Below are 21,719 nucleotides of genomic sequence, written 5' to 3' on the forward strand. Positions count from 1 at the left end.
GTTTCACCCGCGAACGGGCAGGGCAGATCCTCGGGTGAGGTGGGGTGGGACGAGGGGGAAACAGTGGGTGAAGCGGGGAGGGAAAGAAGGAAGGGACGCCGAAGCGCCCCTTGCGTGCCCGGCTTCACCGGCGCAGGTGTCCGTGGACGCCTCCGTCGGCTGTGCCGGTGTGAGTGTTTCCCACCTGGCCCCTCGGGGGCTGGGGTTGTCAGGTGAGCGCAGGCTCCGCCTGGGGTACGTCGAGATCGATGCTGTTCAGCAGCGACTCTCCCTGGTGCTGAGCGGCGGCAGCGGCGAGCGAGTCGTTCTCGGACTGAATCCGTACCAGCTCGGATTCGAGATCCTGGACGCGCTGCTGAAGCCGTCGCATCTCGGCGAGGAGTCGCGGGTCGGAGCCGCCGACGTAACCGAGAAGCGCCTTTGCCATGATGGATGGTCCTCCACAATGAGTGACCGACCGAAGCGGTGTGGGTCGTGAGGGATTCGCACCCGCGGTGCTCGGCAGTACTGCTTGTCGTGCCGGTTCCACTGCCAAACAGCTAAGGTGCGCGGGGATTCCAGCGTCTCACCAAAAAGTTTGACGGTCAACACGATCACGCCCCGTACGAAGGGGCGACCGAGGAGTCCTCAGCCGCTCAGTGGGCGGCGGGGCCTCGCGGACTCGGTGCCTCAGGGCGTCGCGATCATCCTTACCGGGCAGCCTTCCACGACGGGCGCTTCTTGGCAACCACCAGGGGGTTTCCCCCCTCGCACGGGTGTTACCGCGTGTGTGTTCGACACCCCGCCGGGTCACCGGAGGAGCTGTCGAGGGGGTGGCTCAGCGGATGGCGAAGCCGTCGTATCCGCCGCGCGGGGTGGCCCAGATCTCAGTGACGCCGTCCACGCGCCCGGGTGTGTCGGCGGAGTGGAGCCAGGCGAGCAGACGGTGGCAATTCTCACGCGGCCCCTCGGCCACCACCTGCACCCGGCCGTCGTCGAGGTTCAGGGCGAAGCCCACCAGGCTTCCGATCTCCAGCGCGTTTGCCCTGGTGAACCAGCGGAAGCCCACTCCCTGTACCCGGCCGCGCACCCAGGCGGTCATCCGTACGTCGTCGCTCATGACTGCACGCTAACGGGCGGATTGCCAGATGAGCACATCGCCCCGGGCGTGCATGGACTACAGTCCCGACCGAACATGCCTCACCCGTTCGGGCGCGCGCTGTTCGACTGGCGGTACGCGAACGATACCGACAGCAAAGATCAGCAAAGCCCCACAGGACCAGCAGGAAGGCAGAGCAGATGGGACGCCACCGTCGCGCCGGAGCCGCACCCGCCGCAGAAGATTACGCGGCAGGTTCGGACCGCCCGCACCGGGGTACCCGCCGCAAGCGGCGCGCCCCCGTGCGCACCGGCCTGCTCGGCGCCTCCGCGGCGGTCGCGGTGGGCGCCGTCGCCATGGCCTCCGGCCTGCTGCCCGGCGGGGACACCTTCACCGTCGGCAGTGTGGGCACCAGCGAGCGCCCGAGCCAGTCCCGGCAGGCCCCCGAGCTGACGACGCAGGGCGGGGCGACCGAGACCCCGGCCGACGGCGCCGGGTCGACGGGCGGCGGCACGGGCACGCGCACCGGAGCGAGCACGGGCACCAGCGGCGGGAAGACGGCCTCGCCGTCGGCGACGACCCCGTCCGCCACGCCCAGCCCGAAGGCGACCCCGTCCAAGGCTCCGACCACGAAGCCGGCGCCGCCGAAGCCCACGGCCGCGCCGTCCACGAAGGCCCCCGCGCCGAAGCCGGACCCGACGACCGAGGCGCCGGCCGAGAAGACCTCGGCCCCCTCGACCGCCGACCGCGGCACGGCCGCCGAGGCGGAGGTCCTCCGGCTGGTCAATCTGGAGCGCGCCAAGGTGGGCTGCTCGCCGGTGAACCCGAGCGCCCAGCTGGCGTCGCTGGCCGGGGCGTTCAGCGCGGACATGGCGGCGCGCGGCTTCTTCGACCACACGGACCCCGACGGGGACACCCCGTGGGCGCGCGCGGAGCAGGCAGGCGTGACGGGCATGGGCGGCGAGAACATCGCGCGCGGCCAGGCGGACGCGGCGGCCGTGATGGAGTCCTGGATGAACAGCGACGGCCACCGCGCGAACATCCTGAACTGCGACTTCAAGACGCTGGGCGTCGGCGTCCACTTCGGCGACGGCGGCCCCTGGTGGACGCAGGACTTCGGCTACTGAGCCGGTACGCCGGACCGGCGTGACTCCATGCGGCTCGGAGCCGCTCCGGAGCGAACGCGTGAAAGGGCCCCGTCGCCTTCCGGTGACGGGGCCCTTTCGTGTGCCCGAGGGTCAGGCGGCGGCCTTGCCGGCAGCGAAGGTGCCCGCGGTCAGGGCGACGCGGCGGCCGAGGTGTTCGGCGGTGGCGATGTCCGCCTTGTGGACGCCGTCCGGGCCGAGGTCGTTGGCGGTCTGGGCGGCGGCGCCGGTGAAGAAGCCGAGGCGGTTGAGGTCGTTCTCGGAGGCGTCGGTGGTGTTCCAGCCGGGCTTCAGGCCGAGGTTGACCCAGGTCATGCCGTGCTGGCCGGCGAGGATCTGGAAGAACTGCAGGGTGTGCAGCTTGTCGCCGCTCTTGGAGCCGGAGTTGGTGAAGCCGGCGGCGAGCTTGTCCTGCCAGGCGCCGGTGAACCAGCGCTTCGAGGAGTCCTCGGCGAAGCGGTGGAAGGCGCCGGAGGCGGTGCCCATGTAGGTCGGGGAGCCGAACACGATCGCGTCGGAGGAGTCGAGCAGCTCCCACTCGGCGTCGGTGATCCCGTCGACCTTGATCAGGTGGACGGTGGCGCCCGTGCCGGCGGCGCCGGCGCGGACGGCCTCGGCCAGGACGGCGGTGTGGCCGTAGCCGGAGTGGTAGGCGACGGAGACGACGGGGCTGGTCACAGGGGACTCCTCGGGAGGTTCGGTGGGGCGATGACCAGAAGTAGAGCACTAACTTTTAGATAGCGCAAGCCATGGGTTAGCGCACTCATGGCGGTAAGCGCTGCGCGAGAGTACGGTGGTCCCCATGACTGACGACCTCGCCTACGACGTGTTCGCACGGGCCTGCCCCTCGCGCGGCGCCCTCGAACACGTGACGGGCCGCTGGGGCAGCCTCACCCTGGGCGCCCTGCACGACGGGACGTTCCGATTCAACGAGCTGCGCCGCCGCGTCGACGGCGTGAGCGAGAAGATGCTGTCGCAGACCCTGCACGCCCTGGAGCGCGACGGTCTCGTCCACCGCGAGGCACAGCCGACGAACCCGCCGCGGGTCGACTACCGGCTCACCCCGCTCGGCCGCGAGATCGCGGACCGGCTGATCGGCCTGATCGAGCTGCTGGAAGGGCGCATGCCGCAGGTCGAGGCGGCCCGGGAGAGCTACGACGCGGAGCGCGAGGCCCCGGTCGGCGCCTGAGCCCGACCGGCCGACGCCACCGCCCTAGGTGTATTGATCACGAGCGTTGTTGACACTGGTCTGGTCTTGAACATGGCGAAGACCTCCGGTGTGGTGGGAGCTGTCTAGGAACTCACCGCGCGGAGGTNTGTATTGATCACGAGCGTTGTTGACACTGGTCTGGTCTTGAACATGGCGAAGACCTCCGGTGTGGTGGGAGCTGTCTAGGAACTCACCGCGCGGAGGTCTTCGTGCCCCACCGTAATGCCCGGCTGACCGTCTTCGGTAGGAGACTGCTGGTCGAACGCGTCTGCTCAGGCCGTCCGGTCGCTCATGTGGCCGCGGAGATGGGGATCTCCCGGGCCACGGCCCACAAATGGATCCGCNCCGTCTTCGGTAGGAGACTGCTGGTCGAACGCGTCTGCTCAGGCCGTCCGGTCGCTCATGTGGCCGCGGAGATGGGGATCTCCCGGGCCACGGCCCACAAATGGATCCGCCGGTGGCGGGCCGAGGGCGACACCGGCCTGCATGATCGGTCGAGCCGGCCTCTCACGACTCCGCACCGGACCCCGGCCGGCATGGAGGAACGGGTCTGCGACCTGCGGCAGAGCCGCAAGCTCGGCCCGGCCCGGATCGGCCCGATCGCGGGTCTGCCCGCCTCGACCGTCCACCGGATCCTGACCCGYCACCGGCTGAACCGGCTGGCCTGGCTCGACCGCCCGACCGGTCAGGTGATCCGCCGTTACGARCGCGASCGWCCCGGMGARCTGRTCCATGTCGACGTGAAGAAGCTCGGCCGCATCCCCGACGGCGGCRGCCACAAGGTCCTGGGCCGCCAGGCCGGCCGGACCACCCGCAACAGCATGGGCTTCGACTACGTCCACTCCGCCGTCGACGACCACTCCCGCCTGGCCTACAGCGAGATCCACCCCGATGAGAAGGTCGCGACCTGCGCGGGCTTCCTGGCCCGCGCGGCCGCGTTCTTCCACAGCCAGGGCATCACCCGCATCGANGCCTACAGCGAGATCCACCCCGATGAGAAGGTCGCGACCTGCGCGGGCTTCCTGGCCCGCGCGGCCGCGTTCTTCCACAGCCAGGGCATCACCCGCATCGAACGCGTCCTCACCGACAACGCCTGGGCCTACCGCAAGGGCCTGGCCTGGAAGAACGTCCTGGCCGACCTCGGCGCCACCGGGAAACTCACCCGGCCCTACCGGCCCCAGACCAACGGCAAGGTCGAACGCTTCAACCGCACCCTCCTCGACGANGGAAGAACGTCCTGGCCGACCTCGGCGCCACCGGGAAACTCACCCGGCCCTACCGGCCCCAGACCAACGGCAAGGTCGAACGCTTCAACCGCACCCTCCTCGACGARTGGGCCTACCTACGGCCCTACACCTCGAACACCGAACGAACCGAAGCCCTGGCAGACTTCCTCCACACCTACAACCACCACCGCTGCCACACCGCACTCGACGGACACCCRCCCATCAGCCGTGTCAACAACCCTGCAGGTGCCCTGGCAGACTTCCTCCACACCTACAACCACCACCGCTGCCACACCGCACTCGACGGACACCCACCCATCAGCCGTGTCAACAACCCTGCAGGTCAATACAGCTAGCGCAACAGCTCCACCAGGCCCTCGCGGCCCAGGACCTCCAGCTCGTCCAGGGCGACCACGGCACGCTCCGCCGCCTCCGGATCGGAGGCGGCGAGCCCGCTCGCCGCGAACTCGTCCTCGTCGAGCCGCAGCACCTCACTGCCGTCCGCCGACACCCACAGGTCCAGGTCCAGGTCCTCGACCACCACCCCGGAACCGCCGATCACGGCGGGCCGGGTGATGTCGCAGTACCAGCCCTTGAGCGAGCCTTCGGCGGACCACACCTCCTTGACCGTGTACCAGCGGTCGCTCCAGTAGTGCTCCACGAACACGTCGCCCGGCTCGAACCGCACGAAGCCGAAGTCCCGTACCCCCTCGGCCGCCCACGGGGCACGCACCGAGAGCCGGGCGCCGTCCTCCACGAGCACCTCCGCCGGGTAGCGGATCTTCGTCCGGCCCGCCTTCGTCAGCGTGACCTCAACCGATCGTCCGGACATGCCGCACCTCCCGCGCGCAGACCTCGTAACCGAACCACTTGTTGATCGCGAGCATCGGCTCGTTCCCGGTGTCGTTCCCGGTGAACGCCTCCGTGCAGCCCGCGGCGCGCGCCCGGTGCAGCGACGTGTTCTTCGCGAGCTTCGCGAGCCCCCGCCCCCGGAACGCCGGGGCCGTGCCCGTCATCCCCGAGTTGTACCGGCCCAGACCGTCCGTCTGCGCCGCGCTGAACGCCGCCGGTACGCCGTCCACGACCGCGACCGTCGTCAGCGCCCGGTCGAACAGCGGGTGGCTCCAGGTCGTCGCCAGCCAGTGCTCGTAGTCGTCGAGCTCCGCGCCCACGTCACCCGGCTCATCGGCGGTCGTCACCGCGTCCAGCTCGAACAGCGGCCGCGGATCGGCCGCGAAGTCCTCGGCCGTGCGCAGCTCCACACCGGCGGGCGGCGGCTGGAGCGGCGGCAGCCCGGCCGAGGCCAGGTCGAGCCGGAGGAAGTACGCGGAACGGCTGGGGGAGTACCCTCGCCGGCCGGCCCAGGCCAGGTTCTCGGGGGCGTCCAGGACCCAGCTGTACAGGGTCCGAGCACCCCGCTCGGCGAGGTGCTCCTCGGCGGCGCGCAGCAGCAGCGTCCCGGCACCGCGGCCGAGGTGCGCCGGGTCCACGTACACGTTCACCGAGCCGATCCCGGGCTCCGGGGCGTCATGGGCGATCCGCTGCTGCACCGTACCGATGGCCTCGCCGTCCTCCGTGACAGCGATCAGCGGACGTTCGTGGCCCTGCGGATGGGCGTGCGCCCAGTCGAAGGCGCACTGCTCGGCGCTCGCGAGCATGAAGGGGATGGCCGCTCGGCGGACCCGGGCGAAATCCGCGGCGTCCTCGGCCCGTACATCACGGACGATCACTGTCATGTGGTCGCACGCTACGGGCCGGGCTCGCTCCGCCGCCTCCCATTTTCCGGTGGGGTGGGGGCAGAATCGGCGGGGTGACACTCACCATCGCCGTGGACCACGAATCCACCACCGCTCCGTACGAACAACTGCGGGCCCAGATCTCGGAGCGGGCCCGGTCGGGCAGACTGCCGGTCGGATACAAGCTGCCGACGGTACGAGGGCTCGCGGAACAACTGGGCCTCGCCGCGAACACGGTCGCCAAGGCGTACAAGGCACTGGAGGCGGACGGGGTGATCGAGACGCGCGGGCGGCACGGCACCTTCGTCGCCGCCGCGGGGGACGCGGCGACCCGCCGCGCCGCCACCGCCGCCGCCCAGTACGCCGAGGAGGCCCGCCGCCTCGGCCTCAGCCGAGAGGCGGCCGAGGCGGCACTGAACGAGGCGCTGCGCGCGGCCTACGACAACTGAACGAAGCCCTTACAGGTACAGGCCCGCCCCCGCCGTGCGGGGCTCCGGGAGTTCCGTCGAGGGCGTGCCGCGGCGCAGGGCGAACAGCTCCGCCAGCGTCGCGCCCTCGCGCGGCACGTCCTCCGCACGCCCCAGCCACTCCACCGACTCGGCCCGGGTCAGCGGCCCGACCTCGATCCTGGCCAGACAGCGGCCCGGCCTGACCACGGCCGGGTGGAGCCGCTCCAGGTCCTCGTTGGTGGTGACCCCGACCAGGACGTTGCGCCCCTGCCCGAGCAGACCGTCCGTCAGGTTCAGCAGCCGGGACAGGGCCTGCCCCGCCGTGTGCTTCGCCTCGCCCCGGATCAGCTCGTCGCAGTCCTCCAGGAGCAGCAGCCGCCAGCGTCCCTTGGCCGTGCCCTCGTCCTCGCCGATGGCGATGTCCATCAGATAGCCGACGTCGTTGAAGAGCCGCTCCGGATCGAGCACGCAGTCCACCTGGCACCAGTCCCGCCAGGACCGGGCCAGGGTGCGCAGCGCGGAGGTCTTGCCGGTGCCCGGCGGGCCGTGCAGCAGCAGGAGCCGGCCGGCGATCGACTCGGGCGTCACCTTCATCAGCCGGTCCATGGACTCGGCCACCGGGGCGGAGTAGTTGGGCCGGACCTCGTCCCACGTCCCGGCACTGATCTGCCGGGTCGTCCGGTGCGGGCCGCGCCGGGGCGACACGTACCAGAACCCCATCGTGACGTTCTCCGGCTGGGGCTCCGGCTCGTCCTTCGCCCCCTCGGTGGCCTCCTCCAGGACCCGCCGGGCGAGGTCCGCGTCGGTGGCGGTCACGGTGACGTCCGCGCCCCGGTTCCAGCGGGAGATCAGCAGCGTCCAGCCCTCGCCCTCGGCGAGCTGGGCGCTGCGGTCGTCGTCCTTCGCGGCCCGCAGCACCGTGGCCCCCGCCGGGAGCAGCGTCGCGTCGGGCTTGACCCGGTCCAGGGTGGTGCTGTGCGAGTGGGGCTGCTCCCCGGTCGCGAAGCGGCCGAGGAACAGCGCGTCGACGACGTCCGAGGGCGAGTCGCTGTCGTCGAGGTTGAGCCGGATCGGCAGCGAGCGCTGCGGCTCGGACGGTTCCGGTGCGGTGTCAGCCATGGCGCCCATGATCCGTCAACGGGACAGGACGCGCACCGGGTTTTGGCCGGGACGCCGCTCCGGCCGGGCGCGCCCCGCCCCTCCGACCGGGGCTTCAGATCCAGTGGCCCCGGACCGCGCCCCGGGCGCGTCGGACGAGCGCGTACCCCTTCGTCATGGCCCGGTCGGCGGCGAAGTTCCGGGCGATCGACCGGCCCTCGACGAGCCGGACGAACTCCGCGAGGCCGGTCGACCGGCGCACCGTCAACCGCTCCAGGGCGTACGGGCCCTGGCAGCGGCCGGCCAGAGCGTTGCCGACGGCGAGCGCCTGGGTGAAACCGGCCTCCCGGACGGTACGGCGGACCCGGCGGCTGGAGTAGCCGTACGGGTACGCGAACGAGACGGGGGCGGTGCCGAGCTCCTCGGCCACGATCTCCCGGCAGCGCAGGGTCTCGAACCGGAGCCGGCGCGCGTCGAGCTGGTCGAGCTGCGGGTGGGTGTGGCTGTGCCCGCCGATCTCGGCCCCCGCGTCGGCGAGTTCGCGCACCTGCGCCCAGTCGAGCATGGTGTCGAGTGCGCCGCCGGTCTCGTGTCTCCCGGGCAGCCAGCCGGTGGAGACGAAGACGGTGCTCGTGAAGGAGTGCGCGGCGAGCACCGGCAGGGCGTACCGGTGCACGCCCTCGTACCCGTCGTCGAAGGTGACGAGGAGCGGCCGCGCGGGCAGCGCCGCGCCGGTGCGCCAGGCGGCGGCGAGCCGGGCGGTGGTCAGCGGGGTGAACCCGCGCTCGGCGACGACCGCCATCTGCGCGGCGAAGGCCTCGGGGGTGACGGAGAGCCCGAGGGTGGCGGGCGCGGGATCGGGGGAGACGGCGTGGTACATGAGAACGGGAACGGCGGGTCGGACGCCGGGGCAGTCGGTCACGGGCGGACCCCGGCGGGACGGCCCGCGGCTTCGGCGCCGACGTCGGGACCGGCCGGGGCTTCGGTACCGGTGTCGGCCCCGGCCGGGGGTTCGGCTCCGGTCCCGGCCTTCGCCGGCCCGGCCCCCGTCCCCTCGATCGGCCCCCACGAGAGCCTCGTGCCGCCGTGTCTCGTCCGCAGCGTGCCCAGTGCGTAGCCGCCCGCTGCCAGGGTCACGCCCGTGACGATCGCCCCGGCCCGGCCCGCGCCGCCGTCGCGGCCGCGCAGGGCGTCGCGCACTCCGCGCAGGACCCCGGCGGGCAGCACCCTCGTGGTGTAGCGCCGTTCGGACTCCAGGCCCTTCTGCGCGCCGACGCTCCGCGCCACCAGTGCCTTGGACAGGCCCTCGGCGTAGACCCGGGTGCGGAAGTAGGCGAAGCGCTCGCGGGCGGTGGGCACCTTGTGGTGGATGACCGCCCGGTCGTCGATGAGGAGGATCGCCTCGGGCAGCGCCTTGGAGAGGCGGATGCACAGTTCGGTCTCCTCGCCGCCGAGGGGCCGCCGGCTGCCGTCCCGCCCGATGCCGGTGGCGAAGCCGCCCGCCGCGTCGAAGGCCGTACGGCGGAAGGAGGCGTTGCCGCCGAGGACGTTGCGCACCGGGACCCGGCCCGGGGGCAGGCCCCGGTAGGTGCAGCCGACAACCCAGTCGAACTCCTCCGGGAACCAGGCCGGGCGGCGGCCGGAGGCCCAGGTGGGCAGGGTCCGGCCGCCGACCGCCATGACGCGCGGGTCGTCGTACGCGGCGGCGAAGTGGTGGAGCCAGTCCTCCTCGGCGACGGCGTCGTCGTCGAGGAAGGCCACGAACGCGCCGCGGGCGGCGGCGATCCCGGTGTTGCGGCCGGCGGAGAGGCCGCGGGGGCCCGCGTTGGCGAGCACCCGCACCTCCGCACCGGACGCGGGGGACGGCCGTTCCGCGTACTCCTCGGTGAGCCGGGAGAGGAGCCGCTCGTTGTGGTCGACGACGAGCAGCGTCTCGCGGGCCGGCAGGGACTGCTTCCGTACGGAGTCGACGGCGGCGAGGATGTCCTCCCAGCGTTCCTCCGTGTAGACGCAGATCACCACCGAGAAGCCGTACGGGGACGTGCCGTCGCTCAAGACGCCTCTCCCCGGGGGACGTTCACCGAGAACGGCGCGGGCCGGCGGCGGGCCGCCTTGCTGACGGCCTTCTCCTTGAGGATGACCTTGAGGACCCGGATGCCGTCGCGGACGGCGTTGAGGTTGCTGACGCCGTGGATGCGGTTGTACTCGTGGCTGGGCACCTCCTGCACCTTCAGGCCGGCGGTGACGACCCGGATGTTGATCAGGGTCTCGATCTCGAACCCGGTGCAGTCGAGGGTGATCTTGTCGAGGCAGTGGCGCCAGAAGGCGTTGTAGCCGTAGCAGAGGTCGGTGTACCGGGCGCCGAACTTCCGGTTGACGAGGGTGCAGAGGGCCCAGTTGCCCAGCCGGCGGATGGTCGTCATGTCGTCCGTGCCGCCGCCGTTGGCGAACCGGGAGCCCTTGGCGAAGTCGGCGCCGCCGACGAGGGCGGAGACATAGGAGACGATCTCCTGGCCGTCGGCCGAGCCGTCCGCGTCGACCATGACGATGATGTCGCCGGTGCAGGCGGCGAATCCGCTGATCAGCGCGTCGCCCTTGCCTTTGCCGACCTGCTTGACGACCTTGACGTCGGGCCGGAGTTCACGTGCGACGTCGACCGTGGCGTCCGTGGAATTTCCGTCGACGAGGACGACTTCGTGAATCCATTCCGGCAGCGTCTTGAAGACGTACGGAAGATTTTCGGCCTCGTTCATCGCGGGAATGACGACGCTCACCGGCGGAGTGATCGCCAAATGCGAGGTGATCGCGCGGTACTGGGCGGCTATTCGACTCGGCTCGGTCAATTCTTGGCCCGTGGCGGTCGGGCGCAGGAACGAGCTCATGGGTCCGGTTTCCCTCTCGTCCGGTGGGCCGCCCACCCCTTGGGCGGTCCGATGGTGTGTCCGGTTCGAAAGGGGGGTTCTCGCCCCGCGCGGAAGCGGTCTCCTTGCGGGATCGGCGAGTTGGCATGTCTGGCCGCGCGGCACCCGCGACTCGGCGCACGTTCGAACACCGAGCACGGCACCCCCCTACCGCGCCCCGCCCCGGGACCACCAGCGACGCTAGAGCCCTCCCCTGAGCCGCTTTGCGTGACGGACCGGTGCGAGTGAGATCTACGACGGTATTGATGAAGGGGACTGTATGGCAAGTCCCTCAACTGTGGCCCGGTTTTCGGCAGTTTGGCGAAGGTTCGACGGTCGGAAGTGCAAGCTTCGCGGTCGGATTCGATCAATCCGATGGCATGCAGGGAGCAGTGATGCGAGATCGCATCGCTGTGCATTGTTGTGCGAATGTGTCGCGTTCTCGTTCGACCGATTCGCGGGAGCGGAGGCTCCGGTTCCTCAGGTGGCCTGATCTCGACGGTCCCTGACGGAGGATCGGAAGCCGTTCACCCCCAGTTTTGACATGAACACTTCCGGTGGGGCGGATCCGATGCTACTACCTGGTAACGCAGAGATCCTGCTACAGGGAGGTTCCATGAGACTGTCCCGTTTTACCGCCCTTTCGTCCTCGCTCCTGCTCGGAGCCGTTCTCGCCCTCACCGGGGCGGGTGCCGCTCAGGCCGCCGAGAACGCCGCACTCGACTACGTGGCCCTGGGGGACTCGTACTCCTCGGGTGTCGGCTCGGGGAGTTACGACAGCGCCAGTGGTGACTGCAAGCGCTCCACGAAGGCGTACCCGGTGCTGTGGAAGAACGCGAACGCCCCCTCCTCGTTCGCCTTCACCGCCTGCTCGGGCGCCCGAACGGGTGATGTGACCGCGAATCAGCTCGGCCCCCTCTCGGCCGCCACTGACCTGGTCTCCCTCACGATCGGGGGAAATGACGCCGGTTTCGCCGACGTGATGACCACCTGTGTGCTGCAGTCCGAAGCCACCTGTATCAACCGTGTGAATCAGGCCAAGAGTTACGTGGACACCACGCTCCCCGGGAAGCTCGACGCCGTCTACACGGCGATCCGCAACAAGGCGCCCTCGGCCCATGTCGTCGTCCTCGGCTACCCGCGCTTCTACCAGCTGGGCGGCAGCTGCATCGCCGGCCTGAGCGAGAACGAGCGCACCGCCATCAACGGCGCCTCCGACTACCTCAACGCCGCCGTCGCCAAGCGCGCCGCCGACCACGGCTACACCTACTCCAGCGTGGTCCCGGCCTTCACCGGCCACGAGATCTGCTCCAGCTCCTCGTGGCTGCACAGCGTCAACTGGCTCAACATCGGGGAGTCCTACCACCCGACCGCCGCCGGACAGTCCGGCGGCTACCTGCCCAGCTTCAGGAACGCGGTGTAGCGAAACCGCCGTCCGTGGCGCCGGGACCGGCCGGAGCGGTGCTCGTCGCACCGCCCGGACCGGGCCCGGTGCCGGGGCCTTCGTCGTCCCGCACCAGGTGGTACGTCAGGGCTCCCGCGATCAGCAGCGCGCCGATCAGCCCGGCGAGGAGCACGGCCGCACGACGGGGCGCCCCGGCCCTCCGGGACGCCCCCGCACCCCCCTCCGCTGCCGGACCGCGCCCGCCACCCCCGCCGGCCCGGCCTCCGTCCTCCTGATCGCCGCCCGCCGTCCGGCGCCCGTTCCCTCCCGTGCCGCCGGCCGCGGCCCGGGCCGTGCCGCCCGTCGCCGCGTGCGGCTCCGCCCGCGTGACCGGCGCACCGCCCGACGCGATCCTTCGCAGCTCCCGCTCGGCCCGGTCCGCCGTCAACGGGTGTTCGGGGTCGGGGTGCAGCAGTCCTTCCACCAGGGCGCGGAGCGCGCCGCGCTCGTCGCCCGCCGGGGCCGGGCGGGCCGCACCGCCCGACGACGGCGCCGCGACCGCCGCGTCGAGGAGTTCCCCCAGCGAGCGCAGGTCCGTCTCCGGCCCCCGGTCGTCCTCGGGGGCCGCGTCGAAGCCGGTCACCACGACCCGCCCGTCGTTGGCGAGCAGGACGTCTCCCGGCGCCGCGCCCCGGTGCGGGACGCCCGCCTCGCGCGCCGCCCGCAGCGCGCAGAGCACCTCGGCGCCGACGCGCGCCGCCTCGCGCGGGGAGAGCGGACCGGCCGCCTCCAGCGTCTCGGCGAGCGAGAGCCCCCGCACCAGCTCCGTCACGACCCACGGCCGGCCGTCGTCGGTGGCCACGCCGAGCGTCCGTACGACGGAGGGGTGCGAGATCCGGGCGGCGGCCCGCGCCGCCCGCTCCCGCCGGGCGTACAGCAGGGGAGCCTCGTCGGCGGGGAGCCCGTCCGGGGCCCGGAACTCCTTGACCGCCACCTCGTGGCCGTTCGTCTCGTCCAGGGCGCGCCAGACGGTGCCGGTCGCCCCTTCGGCGAGGACGTCCAGAAGCCGGTACCGACCCGCGATCACCGTCATGGATCCACGGTAGCCGAGGGGGTTCCTCCCGGCGCGGGTCCGTCGACTCGAATCCGCTCGGACGATCTTGGTGGCGGAGATCACACCGACCCGGGTGACCGCCGGTGGCCACCCGGAGGGCAGGATGGTTCGTGACGGTTCGGCAGGTGTTCGATTCCTGTCCAACTCGCCCTGGAATCAGATGGATTCGGACAGTGACCGTCAACCCCCGTACGAGTGCGACGAATCCTGCCGCCGGGATACACGGGTGTCACGACGGGGCGATAGGGTTAACCTGCCCTGGGTCGGGTGCCCTTGTACGGGTGGGGAGTGACATGGAACAGATAGCAATGCGCAGCAGGCCGCGAGTGCCTGCCATCACCTGCGGGAGCAGCGCGACGAGTTCGCGGCTCGACCGTCATCTCGCGGTGCTCGGCGGTCCCGCCGTGCCCCAGCGCGAGGCGGCCGAGGCGACGCTGCTGATGCGGGAACTGACGACGCGTACGCACGAGGCGCCGGTGCACAGCCACCGCAGCCGCAGCGCGCGGGTCTCGCTCTTCGCCCCGCTCCGCAGACTCCGCCGCTCCCTCTTCGGAACGCGCCGCTGACGGTCGGGCGCACCGGGCCGCCGCGTACCCCCGAGGTTCCCGCCCGCCCCTGCCCGGCCGCCCGTACTCCCGTACGACTCGACAGCGACAGCTCAGCCGGGCGACCTTGCCCGTCCGAGTGACAGCACGGCGCAAACAGAAGCGCCGGACGTGTCCCCGCCCGTCCGGCGCTCCTTCGTGCCCGCTGACGGGCCGGCCGGTACCTGCCGGAAGCCTGCTCGCACCCGCTGACCGGACCGGCGCGCCCGACGGCCGGTCCCGGCTCACCCGTCGACCCGTCCGGCCCGCGCCCGCCCGACCGGGCCCGTCGCACCCGCCGCCGCGCCCCGTCCCCCCGGGCCTCAGGCGATCACCCCCGCGCTCCTCAGCTCCTTCACCTCCGCCTCCGGCACGCCCAACTCCGCGAGCACCCCGTCCGTGTCCTGTCCGAGTGCCGGGATCCGGTCCATCCGGGGTTCCGGGGCGTCCGGGAAGATGATCGGCGGGAGGAGCGCGCGCAGCGGACCGGCCGGTGACTCCACCTCCCGCCAGCGGTCACGGGCCGTCAGCTGGGGGTGGTCCGCCAGCTCCGCGACCGAGTTGAGCCGGGCGCAGGCGATGCCCGCCGCGTCCAGGCGGGCCAGCGCCTCGGGCGCCGTCAGCGGGGCCAGGGCCTCCGCGACCACCGCGTCCGTCGCCGCGCGCCCGGCCACCCGTGCCGTGTTCGTCGCGAACTCCGGGTCCTCCGCCAGCTCCGGCCGGCCGAGGACCTGCCCGGCCAGCCGCCGCCACTCCCGGTCGTTCTGCACGGAGAGCAGCACAAGACCGCCGTCGGCCGTCGGGTAGGCGTCGTACGGGGCGATCACCGCGTGCGCGAGCCCCGTACGCGCCGGGGGCGTACCCCCGTGCATCCCGTGATGCAACGGATGCCCCATCCACTCCGCGAGCGAGTCGAGCAGCGAGATCTCCACCGGACCGCCCCGCCCGGTCGTGCCGCGCCGTACGAGTGCGGCGAGGACGCCCGAGAAGGCGTACATGCCGGCCGCGATGTCGGCCGCGGGAATCCCGGACTTGACCGGTCGCTCCGGTGTCCCGGTCACCGACACGAGGCCCGCCTCGCACTGGACGAGCATGTCGTACGCCCGCTTGAGCGCGTACGGTCCGTCCGCCCCGTACCCGGAGACGTCCACCGCGATCAGCCGCGGGTGAGCGGCGCACAGGGTGGTCGCGTCGAGGCCGAGCCGGGCCGCCGCGCCCTGGGCGAGGTTCTGCACGAAGACGTCCGCGCCGGCCACCAGCCGCCGGACGAGCGCCAGGCCCCGGGGGTCCTTGAGGTCGACCGCCACGGACTCCTTGCCGCGGTTGCACCACACGAAGTGCGAGGCGAGACCCCGGGCGGCGGTGTCGTACCCCCGGGCGAAGTCCCCGCCGTCGGGCCGCTCGACCTTCACGACGCGGGCGCCGAGGTCGGCGAGCTGCCGGGTGGCGAAGGGGGCGGCGACGGCCTGCTCGACGGCGACGACCGTGATGCCTTCGAGGGGGAGTGGCTGAGTGCTCATGAAAGCCCTGCCTACCCTGCGGGGGCGGGGGTTGTCATCAGGGGATGGATCACGCCGGGGCGCGCCGGGCATGCGGCGCGTACGGCCTGACGTGTCCGTACGCCCCCGGTGTCGTGGCGGGCCCCGGTGCCGTACGGGTCGTCAGCCCCGCGCGTAGCGGCGTACCGCGAGCGGGGCGAAGACGGCGATCAGGCCCAGCGACCAGAGGAGCGCCCCGGCGACCGGATGGGTCACCGGCCAGGCTCCTTCGACGGGGACCGGCGCGTTGCCGAAGAGGGCGCGGACCGCCGTCGTGACCGCCGAGATCGGGTTCCACTCGGCGACCGTCCGCAGCCAGCCCGGCAGGTTGTCCGTCGGGATGTACGCGTTCGACAGCAGCGGCAGCATGAACGTGGCGCTGCCGAGCTGCCCGGCCGCCTCCTCGCTCTTCGACGCCAGGCCGAGCAGGATGCCCACCCAGGTCGTCGCGAACCGGAAGAGCAGCAGCAGGCCGAGGGCGGCCAGGGCCTCCGCCGCCGTCCCCTCGATCCGCCAGCCCATGGCGAGCCCGACCAGGACGAGCGGGACCGTGCCGACCGCGCTCGCCACCAGATCGGCCAGCGCCTGCCCGAGGGGGACGGCGGCCCTGCTCACCGGCATGGTCCGGAAGCGGTCCATGACGCCCCGGTGCGCGTCCTGTGCGGACTGGAACATGCCGGTCATGAGCCCGCCCGCCGCCGTCGCCACCAACAGGCCGGGCACCAGCTGGGAGCGGTACTCGGCGCCGGGCAGGGCGAGCGCGCTGCCGAACACGTATCCGAAGAAGAGCAGGAACACGATCGGCATCGTCTGCGTCATCACGGTGATCGCGGGCGCGTGCAGGACGCGGCGGAGATGGCGGCCGAGGACGGCGGTGCCGTCGTGGACGAGGGCGGTGCTCACGCGGCGAGCTCCTTCCGGTCGGTGAGGCGCAGGAACACCTCGTCGAGGGTGGGTGGACGCAGGGACGCGTCGACGATGAGCACCCCGGCCGCGTCGATCTCGCGGACGATGCGGGGGAGGGTGAGCGTGGTGTCCGTGGTCACCGCGCCGACCGTGCGGCGCTCGGGGTCCAGGTCCGGCGCCGAACCGGTCAGCTGGTCGAGGACGGCCGCGGCGGCTTCGAGCGGCGAGGCGGGGGCGACGACGACCTGGGCGTAGCTGCCGACGAGGGCCTTGAGCGCGGCGGGGGTGCCGCGCTGGGCGACCCGCCCCTCGTCGATCAGGACGATGTCGTCGGCGAGCTGGTCGGCCTCCTCCAGGTACTGCGTGGTCAGCAGCACGGTCGTCCCGTCGGAGGCCAACTCCCGTACGGCGTCCCAGATCTCGTTGCGGCTGTGCGGGTCGAGTCCGGTCGTGGGCTCGTCGAGGAAGAGGACCCGGGGCGGTACGAGCAGACTCGCCGCCAGGTCGAGCCTGCGCCGCATGCCGCCGGAGTACGTGCGGGCGGGCCGCCCGGCGGCCGCGGTGAGGCCGAACCGTTCCAGGAGCTCGTCGGCGCGGGAGCGCGGCGCGCGCAGGAGGCGGGCGAAGAGCCGCAGGTTCTCGGCGCCCGTCAGGTCCCCGTCGACCGAGGCGTACTGCCCGGTGACCGCGATCCGCTTCCGTACCCCTGCCGGGTCGCGCACCACGTCGTGGCCTGCGACCCGCGCGCTCCCCGCGTCGGGCCGGGTGAGGGTGGTGAGGACGCGGACGGCGGTGGTCTTGCCGGCGCCGTTCGGCCCGAGGACGCCGCAGACCGAGCCCTCGGGGACGGCGAGGTCGAGCCCGCGGAGGGCGTGGACCTCGCCGTACCGCTTCTGCAGACCCTCACTAAGTACAGCGTACGTAGTCGTCATGGCCGTGACCCTACCCCACTACGTACGGTGTACGTAACTACGATGGAGGCGAGGTGATGATCCATGGCGGGCCGAGCGGCCGAACCGGAAGTGATCTGGGCGCGGCCCGAGCGCGCGGGCCGAGGCCCCAAACCGGCGTACAGCCGGCGGGACGTCGTGGACGTGGCCGTCCGCATCGCCGACGCCGACGGCATCGACGCGGTCTCCATGCGCCGCATCGCCGCCGAACTCGGCTGCGGCACCATGTCGCTCTACAACTACGTCCCCCGCAAGGAGGACCTGTACGAGCTGATGGTCGACGCCGTCAGCGGCGAGTACGAGCTGCCCGAGGAGCCCAGCGGCGACTGGCGCGCCGACATGACCGGCATCGCCCACCAGAGCCGCGCGATCATGTACCGGCACCCCTGGCTCCCCCGGACCATGACCACCGCCTACGGGTTCAGCCCGAACGCCCTGGCCTTCCTGGAGTGGTGCATGGCCAGCCTGTCCCCGCTGGACATCCCCGCCGGGCTGAAGATGCAGCTGATCGCCATGATCAACGGCACGGTCATGGCGACCGTCGCCAACGAGCACGCCATCGCCGAGCGGGCCCGGGGACTGCCCTGGTCCGAGGCGGAGGAGCAGGCGGTGCGCGCCGCCTATCTGGGAAGCCGGCTGGCGAGCGGGCGGTATCCGCACCTCGCGGAGCTGTTCGCCGAGGCGCCCGCCGCCCCGATCGACGCGGACGCGGTCTTCGCGCTGACCATCGCCCGGCTTCTGGACTCGTTCGCGCCCGGGGAGCCTTCGGCGGGCGAATCGGCGGGTCCCGTCACAGGAGCATGAACTGCCCCTCCGGGCCCTCCTCCTGATGGTCCAGCACGGACGCGGGGCGGCGGGCCCGGGCGGGCGGCGGCAGGATTCCGGCCGCCCGCAGCTCCTCGGCTCCCACGCTCTGCGGCGCTTCCGCCGCGAACACGGCGCGCTCCGGCTCCCGCGAGCCGAGCAGCGCGAGCACCGTGATCAGCTCCAGGAGCTCCGAGGTCCACTCCTGCGGCCAGGCCGCAGGACCGATCGCCTCCAGCGAACCGGGTTCCGGTACGGCGGTCCGGTGCGCGAACCACTGCTCGAGGACCCGTACCCCGCCGACCCGGAACTCCCAGGCCGCCGCCGGCACGGGGGAGATCCGGCCCTCGTCGAGGCAGAGGGTCTCGTCCCCCTCGTCGTACGTCATCTCCGCGGGGCACGCCGGGACCGCCGCCCGCACATAGGGGCGGCGTCCGCCCGGCAGCCTCGGTTTCGTCCCGCTCAGGGCGCCCCGCGCCTGGACGTCGACCAGCTCCCGGCCGAGCGCCACGCCCGCCGCCCAGACCCGCGGGTCCCCGGGGAGCGGCACCCGGCACCCGGCGGGGGAGGGGCGGGCCGCCGCCACGGTCCACGCGAGCCACTCGTGGGCGTCGACCGCGCGCCCGTACCGTTCCCCGAGGAACGCGAGGAGACCCGGCGCGAGATTGGGCTCCCGGCCCCCGGGGCGCCGGAACAGTGGCCGGATGCGGCCCGGCCGGCCGGCGGGGGAGCGGCCCTCCGGCAGTGCGGCCGTCACGAGGAGCGCGGGGCCGGCGGCCCCCGGCGCGTACCCCTGCTCGACCGCGAAGAGCTGCGGTGCGCCGGCGACCCGCCACAGCTCGGGGCGGGCGGTGTCGATCAGCCGGTGGTCGGGCAGCAGCCACTGCTCGTCGTACGGCCCGCGCGCGATCCGTACGGGGTCCGGGCAGCGGCCCGGGTCGCGCGACCACCGGGCGGTCCCGGTGCGCTGTCCGGGCAGCGCGGCGACCGTACTCGCCGGGGTCCGCGCCCGGCTGGGCCGGAACAGGGCCTCCCGCTCGGCCCCCTCGGCGGCGACGAGCCGGTCCCAGCGGGCCCGCAGGGTCCGCACGTCCGGCGCCGCGATCCACGGACGGCCGAAGCGCAACGGCGCCACGGACCACGGCATGAGGTCGTCGAGGAGGGGCGGGTCGGCGTCGTGCGCTCCGGGAGCTTCCGTCACGCCCCGCATGCTAACGAGGGCGCTCCGTGGGCATCCAGCGTCGGCGGGATTCCGGCGCCGACGCGATTCCGGCGCCGGCCGTGGTGCGGCGCGCCTCTCCCGCGGGATGCGGCGCTCCCGCCCGTCAGTGCGCCTCCACCGTCACCGTGAAGGAGAAGCGGTCGCCCCGGTAGCGGATGCGGGCCACGTCGACGACCCTGCCGTCCTCGTCGTAGGTCACACCGGTGTAGTGGAGGATCGGCGACAGCAGCGGTACCTGGAGCAGGGCGGCGGTCTCCGGATCGGCGAGCCGCGCCTCGACCGTGTCGGTGATGCGGCTGATCCGCACCCCGACGACGTCCCGCAGCACCTTCGTCATCGGCCACCGCTCCAGATCGGCCGGGTCGATCGCGGCGGCGAGCTCGGGACGCACGGCGTTCTCCGCCCAGTTGGTCGGCTCCCCGGTCTCGCCGTCGCGCCGCAGCCGCCGGTACGCCACGATCTCCGTCAGGTCGGGGAAGTGCTCCGCGAGCTCACCCGGCACCGGGGCGGCGCCGTGGCCGAGAACCGTCGTCAGCTCGCCCGACTGCTGGGCCACGATCGCGTCGATCGAGCCGAGCAGCCGGCGCGGGGTGGAACGCCGGGCACCCGGCTCGATGAAGGTCCCGCGCCGCCGGTGCCGGCTGATCAGGCCCTCCTCCTCCAGCTCCTTGAGGGCCTGGCGCATGGTCAGCACGCTCACGCCGTAGTGGGCGGCGAGCTGCTCCTCGGTGGGCAGCCGCAGCGAGGCGTCGGGCGTGCGGCCCAGTATCGAGGCGCGCAGCGACTGCGATACCTGGTACCAGAGCGGCAGCTTGCGGTTCAGGACCAGCGAGTCGGGTGCGAAGGCGGTCACGGGTTCTCCGTACGAAGGCTACGGGCTTACGGCCGAGACACTACGGCCGAAAGTGGCGCTCAAGACCCTGCCATACGTCGTCGTACCCCTGCTGCAGATGGTCGGCCTCGGCCGCCTGCGGGGTCACGGTCACCGGCCAGCGGGTCTCGAACATGAAGGCCAGACCGTCGTCGATCTTCTGCGGCCGGAGCTCGGCGGCGCTGGCCCGGTCGAAGGTCTCCCGGTCGGGGCCGTGCGCCGACATCATGTTGTGCAGCGAACCGCCGCCGGGCACGAAACCCCCCTTCCCGGCCGTCTTCGCGTCGTACGCGCCCTCGATCAGGCCCATGTACTCGCTCATCACGTTCCGGTGGAAGTACGGCGGACGGAACGTGTCCTCACCGACCAGCCAGCGCGGCGCGAAGACCACGAAGTCCACTCCCGCGAGCCCCGGGGTGTCGGAGGGGGAGGTGAGGACGGTGAAGATCGACGGGTCGGGGTGGTCGTACGAGATCGTCCCGATGACATTGAAACGGTGCAGGTCGTAGACGTACGGGGTGTGGTTGCCGTGCCAGGCGACGACATCGAGCGGGGAGTGGCCGTACGTCGCCGACCAGAGGTTGCCGCAGTACTTGTTGACCACCTCCACCGGACCCTCGACGTCCTCGTACGCGGCGACCGGGGCCCGGAAGTCGCGGGCGTTGGCCAGTCCGTTGGCGCCGATCGGGCCGAGGTCGGGGAGCTGGAACGGCGCCCCGAAGTTCTCGCAGACATAGCCGCGGGCGGTCTCGTCGAGCAGCTCGACGCGGAAGCGGACCCCGCGCGGGATCAGCGCGACCTCGCCGGGGTGGGCGGCGAGCAGGCCGAGTTCGGTACGCAGGAGCAGACCGCCGCGCTCCGGGACGATCAGCAGCTCACCGTCCGCGTCGCCGAAGACCCGCTCCATGTCGGCGTTGGCGTGGTAGAGATGCACGGCCATGCCGGTGCGCTGGGTCGCGTCGCCGTTGCCGCCGAGGGTCCACAGACCGGCCAGCCAGTCGGTGCCGGGCGCCGGCTCGGGCAGCGGGTCCCAGCGGAGCCGGTTCGGGTCGGGCACGGTCTCGGTGAACGGCGTGCCGCGCAGCGTCCCGTTGTCGATCCGGGTGAACGGCGGGTGCGCGGCCGAGGGGCGGATCCGGTAGAGCCAGGAGCGCCGGTTGTGGGCCCGCGGCTCGGTGAAGGCGCTGCCGCTGAGCTGCTCGGCGTAGAGCCCGAGCGGTGCGCGCTGCGGCGAGTTGCGGCCGTGCGGCAGCGCGCCGGGGATCGCCTCCGAGCTGTGCTCGTTGCCGAAACCGGTGCTGTATCCGAGCGTCTCGGCCGTCTTCCTGGCCTGCTCCGTGGTCATCGCCCGCTCCTGTCCTGAGCCCGCAAGGGAATCCTATGCATGACCGTAGGATTCCGCGCGCCTTCCGTCAACGGGGCGACGGGCGGGCAGTTGTCGGGTGCGCGGAAATCAGGTGCCGCACGAGGGGGTCAAAAAAGATGAACAATGCTCTACTCTCAC

Annotated in this window: 23 protein-coding genes and 3 pseudogenes; 10 read left to right on the plus strand and 16 right to left on the minus strand. The window is 72.4% G+C overall.

Annotation, left to right across the window (positions count from 1 at the left end):
* Positions 1–208 precede the first annotated feature (208 nt).
* Both ASD33_RS27260 and ASD33_RS27265 read right to left on the minus strand, forming a co-directional pair.
* Entirely contained in the window at positions 209–427 is a 219-nt protein-coding gene (locus tag ASD33_RS27260; RefSeq protein WP_015036455.1) for a hypothetical protein, read from the minus strand.
* 390 nt (positions 428–817) lie between these two features.
* The gene (locus ASD33_RS27265) at positions 818–1,099 is read right to left on the minus strand and encodes an acylphosphatase (RefSeq protein ID WP_056566088.1); all 282 of its coding nucleotides are present in this window, start codon (positions 1,097–1,099) and stop codon (positions 818–820) included.
* Positions 1,100–1,278: 179 nt separating this feature from the next.
* Between ASD33_RS27265 and ASD33_RS27270 the strand changes: the two genes are divergently transcribed.
* Positions 1,279–2,205, plus strand: coding sequence for a CAP domain-containing protein (locus ASD33_RS27270; RefSeq protein WP_056566092.1), 927 nt, complete (start codon positions 1,279–1,281; stop codon positions 2,203–2,205).
* A 111-nt stretch (positions 2,206–2,316) separates the two neighbouring features.
* Here the strand turns inward: ASD33_RS27270 and ASD33_RS27275 are convergent, their stop codons facing one another.
* On the minus strand, positions 2,317–2,901 hold the full coding sequence (locus tag ASD33_RS27275) for a flavodoxin family protein (RefSeq protein ID WP_056566095.1): 585 nt from the start codon (positions 2,899–2,901) through the stop codon (positions 2,317–2,319).
* A 124-nt stretch (positions 2,902–3,025) separates the two neighbouring features.
* Between ASD33_RS27275 and ASD33_RS27280 the strand changes: the two genes are divergently transcribed.
* The 5 genes and pseudogenes from ASD33_RS27280 to ASD33_RS35205 form a co-directional block, all read left to right on the plus strand.
* The gene (locus ASD33_RS27280; protein ID WP_056566097.1) at positions 3,026–3,412 is read left to right on the plus strand and encodes a helix-turn-helix domain-containing protein; all 387 of its coding nucleotides are present in this window, start codon (positions 3,026–3,028) and stop codon (positions 3,410–3,412) included.
* A gap of 230 nt (positions 3,413–3,642) precedes the next feature.
* The coding region (locus ASD33_RS35950) for a leucine zipper domain-containing protein (protein ID WP_277922104.1) at positions 3,643–3,777 on the plus strand (135 nt) is incomplete at its 3' end.
* Between the two features lies 1 nt (position 3,778).
* A pseudogene (locus tag ASD33_RS34585) lies at positions 3,779–4,403 on the plus strand (leucine zipper domain-containing protein); the annotation flags it as partial.
* Position 4,404: 1 nt separating this feature from the next.
* Positions 4,405–4,658 (plus strand): annotated as a pseudogene (locus ASD33_RS36570) (IS481 family transposase); the annotation flags it as partial.
* A gap of 1 nt (position 4,659) precedes the next feature.
* Positions 4,660–4,907 (plus strand): annotated as a pseudogene (locus tag ASD33_RS35205) (integrase core domain-containing protein); the annotation flags it as partial.
* Between the two features lie 104 nt (positions 4,908–5,011).
* On the opposite strand, the gene ASD33_RS27285 reads toward ASD33_RS35205, so the two are convergent.
* Both ASD33_RS27285 and ASD33_RS27290 read right to left on the minus strand, forming a co-directional pair.
* The gene (locus ASD33_RS27285) at positions 5,012–5,491 is read right to left on the minus strand and encodes a DUF402 domain-containing protein (RefSeq protein WP_056566101.1); all 480 of its coding nucleotides are present in this window, start codon (positions 5,489–5,491) and stop codon (positions 5,012–5,014) included.
* Positions 5,472–6,395: a GNAT family N-acetyltransferase gene (locus ASD33_RS27290; RefSeq protein WP_056566105.1), complete on the minus strand. Its 924-nt coding sequence runs from the start codon at positions 6,393–6,395 to the stop codon at positions 5,472–5,474. Before ASD33_RS27290 ends, ASD33_RS27285 begins: the two co-directional genes overlap by 20 nt.
* 74 nt (positions 6,396–6,469) lie before the next feature.
* Between ASD33_RS27290 and ASD33_RS27295 the strand changes: the two genes are divergently transcribed.
* Positions 6,470–6,844 (plus strand): GntR family transcriptional regulator, encoded by a 375-nt coding sequence (locus ASD33_RS27295; protein WP_056566107.1) that lies wholly within the window; start codon positions 6,470–6,472, stop codon positions 6,842–6,844.
* A gap of 9 nt (positions 6,845–6,853) precedes the next feature.
* Here the strand turns inward: ASD33_RS27295 and ASD33_RS27300 are convergent, their stop codons facing one another.
* The 4 genes from ASD33_RS27300 to ASD33_RS27315 form a co-directional block, all read right to left on the minus strand.
* Entirely contained in the window at positions 6,854–7,972 is a 1,119-nt protein-coding gene (locus ASD33_RS27300) for a DUF5925 domain-containing protein (protein ID WP_056566110.1), read from the minus strand.
* A gap of 85 nt (positions 7,973–8,057) precedes the next feature.
* Positions 8,058–8,822, minus strand: coding sequence for a polysaccharide deacetylase family protein (locus ASD33_RS27305; protein WP_056566112.1), 765 nt, complete (start codon positions 8,820–8,822; stop codon positions 8,058–8,060).
* A gap of 38 nt (positions 8,823–8,860) precedes the next feature.
* Positions 8,861–9,997 carry a glycosyltransferase family 2 protein gene (locus ASD33_RS27310; protein WP_079045054.1) on the minus strand — a complete coding sequence of 379 codons (1,137 nt, stop codon included), beginning with the start codon at positions 9,995–9,997 and terminating at the stop codon, positions 8,861–8,863.
* Entirely contained in the window at positions 9,994–10,824 is an 831-nt protein-coding gene (locus tag ASD33_RS27315; protein WP_056566115.1) for a glycosyltransferase family 2 protein, read from the minus strand. Before ASD33_RS27315 ends, ASD33_RS27310 begins: the two co-directional genes overlap by 4 nt.
* Before the next feature lie 634 nt (positions 10,825–11,458).
* Between ASD33_RS27315 and ASD33_RS27320 the strand changes: the two genes are divergently transcribed.
* Positions 11,459–12,265 carry an SGNH/GDSL hydrolase family protein gene (locus tag ASD33_RS27320; RefSeq protein ID WP_056566117.1) on the plus strand — a complete coding sequence of 269 codons (807 nt, stop codon included), beginning with the start codon at positions 11,459–11,461 and terminating at the stop codon, positions 12,263–12,265.
* Here ASD33_RS27320 and ASD33_RS36850 read toward each other — a convergent pair.
* Positions 12,249–13,319, minus strand: coding sequence for a protein kinase (locus tag ASD33_RS36850; protein WP_056566120.1), 1,071 nt, complete (start codon positions 13,317–13,319; stop codon positions 12,249–12,251). The genes ASD33_RS27320 and ASD33_RS36850 overlap by 17 nt on opposite strands.
* Before the next feature lie 314 nt (positions 13,320–13,633).
* Here ASD33_RS36850 and ASD33_RS27330 point away from each other — a divergent pair, with 314 nt between their 5' ends.
* Complete coding sequence (locus ASD33_RS27330; protein ID WP_199863596.1) at positions 13,634–13,906, plus strand: hypothetical protein; 273 nt, start codon at positions 13,634–13,636, stop codon at positions 13,904–13,906.
* A gap of 341 nt (positions 13,907–14,247) precedes the next feature.
* Here ASD33_RS27330 and ASD33_RS27335 read toward each other — a convergent pair whose 3' ends face one another.
* The 3 genes from ASD33_RS27335 to ASD33_RS27345 form a co-directional block, all read right to left on the minus strand.
* Complete coding sequence (locus ASD33_RS27335; RefSeq protein WP_056566127.1) at positions 14,248–15,444, minus strand: CaiB/BaiF CoA-transferase family protein; 1,197 nt, start codon at positions 15,442–15,444, stop codon at positions 14,248–14,250.
* A gap of 141 nt (positions 15,445–15,585) precedes the next feature.
* Positions 15,586–16,365, minus strand: a complete 780-nt coding sequence (locus ASD33_RS27340) for an ABC transporter permease (RefSeq protein WP_056566130.1) — start codon at positions 16,363–16,365, stop codon at positions 15,586–15,588.
* On the minus strand, positions 16,362–17,300 hold the full coding sequence (locus ASD33_RS27345; protein WP_056566133.1) for an ATP-binding cassette domain-containing protein: 939 nt from the start codon (positions 17,298–17,300) through the stop codon (positions 16,362–16,364). Before ASD33_RS27345 ends, ASD33_RS27340 begins: the two co-directional genes overlap by 4 nt.
* Before the next feature lie 63 nt (positions 17,301–17,363).
* On the opposite strand from ASD33_RS27345, the gene ASD33_RS27350 reads away from it, so the two are divergent.
* On the plus strand, positions 17,364–18,122 hold the full coding sequence (locus ASD33_RS27350; RefSeq protein ID WP_056566136.1) for a TetR/AcrR family transcriptional regulator: 759 nt from the start codon (positions 17,364–17,366) through the stop codon (positions 18,120–18,122).
* Here ASD33_RS27350 and ASD33_RS27355 read toward each other — a convergent pair.
* From ASD33_RS27355 to hmgA, 3 genes are all read right to left on the minus strand, one after another.
* On the minus strand, positions 18,109–19,332 hold the full coding sequence (locus ASD33_RS27355; protein WP_056566139.1) for a type ISP restriction/modification enzyme: 1,224 nt from the start codon (positions 19,330–19,332) through the stop codon (positions 18,109–18,111). The two genes, ASD33_RS27350 and ASD33_RS27355, sit on opposite strands and share 14 nt — an antisense overlap.
* A gap of 115 nt (positions 19,333–19,447) precedes the next feature.
* Positions 19,448–20,197, minus strand: coding sequence for a GntR family transcriptional regulator (locus tag ASD33_RS27360; RefSeq protein WP_056566142.1), 750 nt, complete (start codon positions 20,195–20,197; stop codon positions 19,448–19,450).
* A 40-nt stretch (positions 20,198–20,237) separates the two neighbouring features.
* The gene (gene hmgA / locus ASD33_RS27365) at positions 20,238–21,560 is read right to left on the minus strand and encodes a homogentisate 1,2-dioxygenase (protein ID WP_056566144.1); all 1,323 of its coding nucleotides are present in this window, start codon (positions 21,558–21,560) and stop codon (positions 20,238–20,240) included.
* Positions 21,561–21,719: the final 159 nt, after the last annotated feature.

The sequence above is a fragment of the Streptomyces sp. Root1304 genome, from assembly GCF_001426405.1.
In the GTDB taxonomy this organism is placed as follows: Bacteria; Actinomycetota; Actinomycetes; order Streptomycetales; family Streptomycetaceae; genus Streptomyces.

Bases quoted from the DNA above. Each gene is read 5' to 3' on its own strand.
- ASD33_RS27260 (WP_015036455.1), bottom strand. From the start codon at position 427: ATGGCAAAGGCGCTTCTCGGTTACGTCGGCGGCTCCGACCCGCGACTC.
- ASD33_RS27265 (WP_056566088.1), bottom strand. From the start codon at position 1,099: ATGAGCGACGACGTACGGATGACCGCCTGGGTGCGCGGCCGGGTACAG.
- ASD33_RS27270 (WP_056566092.1), top strand. From the start codon at position 1,279: ATGGGACGCCACCGTCGCGCCGGAGCCGCACCCGCCGCAGAAGATTAC.
- ASD33_RS27280 (WP_056566097.1), top strand. From the start codon at position 3,026: ATGACTGACGACCTCGCCTACGACGTGTTCGCACGGGCCTGCCCCTCG.
- ASD33_RS27285 (WP_056566101.1), bottom strand. From the start codon at position 5,491: ATGTCCGGACGATCGGTTGAGGTCACGCTGACGAAGGCGGGCCGGACG.
- ASD33_RS27290 (WP_056566105.1), bottom strand. From the start codon at position 6,395: ATGACAGTGATCGTCCGTGATGTACGGGCCGAGGACGCCGCGGATTTC.
- ASD33_RS27300 (WP_056566110.1), bottom strand. From the start codon at position 7,972: ATGGGCGCCATGGCTGACACCGCACCGGAACCGTCCGAGCCGCAGCGC.
- ASD33_RS27305 (WP_056566112.1), bottom strand. From the start codon at position 8,822: ATGTACCACGCCGTCTCCCCCGATCCCGCGCCCGCCACCCTCGGGCTC.
- ASD33_RS27315 (WP_056566115.1), bottom strand. From the start codon at position 10,824: ATGAGCTCGTTCCTGCGCCCGACCGCCACGGGCCAAGAATTGACCGAG.
- ASD33_RS27320 (WP_056566117.1), top strand. From the start codon at position 11,459: ATGAGACTGTCCCGTTTTACCGCCCTTTCGTCCTCGCTCCTGCTCGGA.
- ASD33_RS36850 (WP_056566120.1), bottom strand. From the start codon at position 13,319: ATGACGGTGATCGCGGGTCGGTACCGGCTTCTGGACGTCCTCGCCGAA.
- ASD33_RS27330 (WP_199863596.1), top strand. From the start codon at position 13,634: ATGGAACAGATAGCAATGCGCAGCAGGCCGCGAGTGCCTGCCATCACC.
- ASD33_RS27335 (WP_056566127.1), bottom strand. From the start codon at position 15,444: ATGAGCACTCAGCCACTCCCCCTCGAAGGCATCACGGTCGTCGCCGTC.
- ASD33_RS27345 (WP_056566133.1), bottom strand. From the start codon at position 17,300: ATGACGACTACGTACGCTGTACTTAGTGAGGGTCTGCAGAAGCGGTAC.
- ASD33_RS27350 (WP_056566136.1), top strand. From the start codon at position 17,364: ATGGCGGGCCGAGCGGCCGAACCGGAAGTGATCTGGGCGCGGCCCGAG.
- ASD33_RS27355 (WP_056566139.1), bottom strand. From the start codon at position 19,332: ATGCGGGGCGTGACGGAAGCTCCCGGAGCGCACGACGCCGACCCGCCC.
- hmgA (WP_056566144.1), bottom strand. From the start codon at position 21,560: ATGACCACGGAGCAGGCCAGGAAGACGGCCGAGACGCTCGGATACAGC.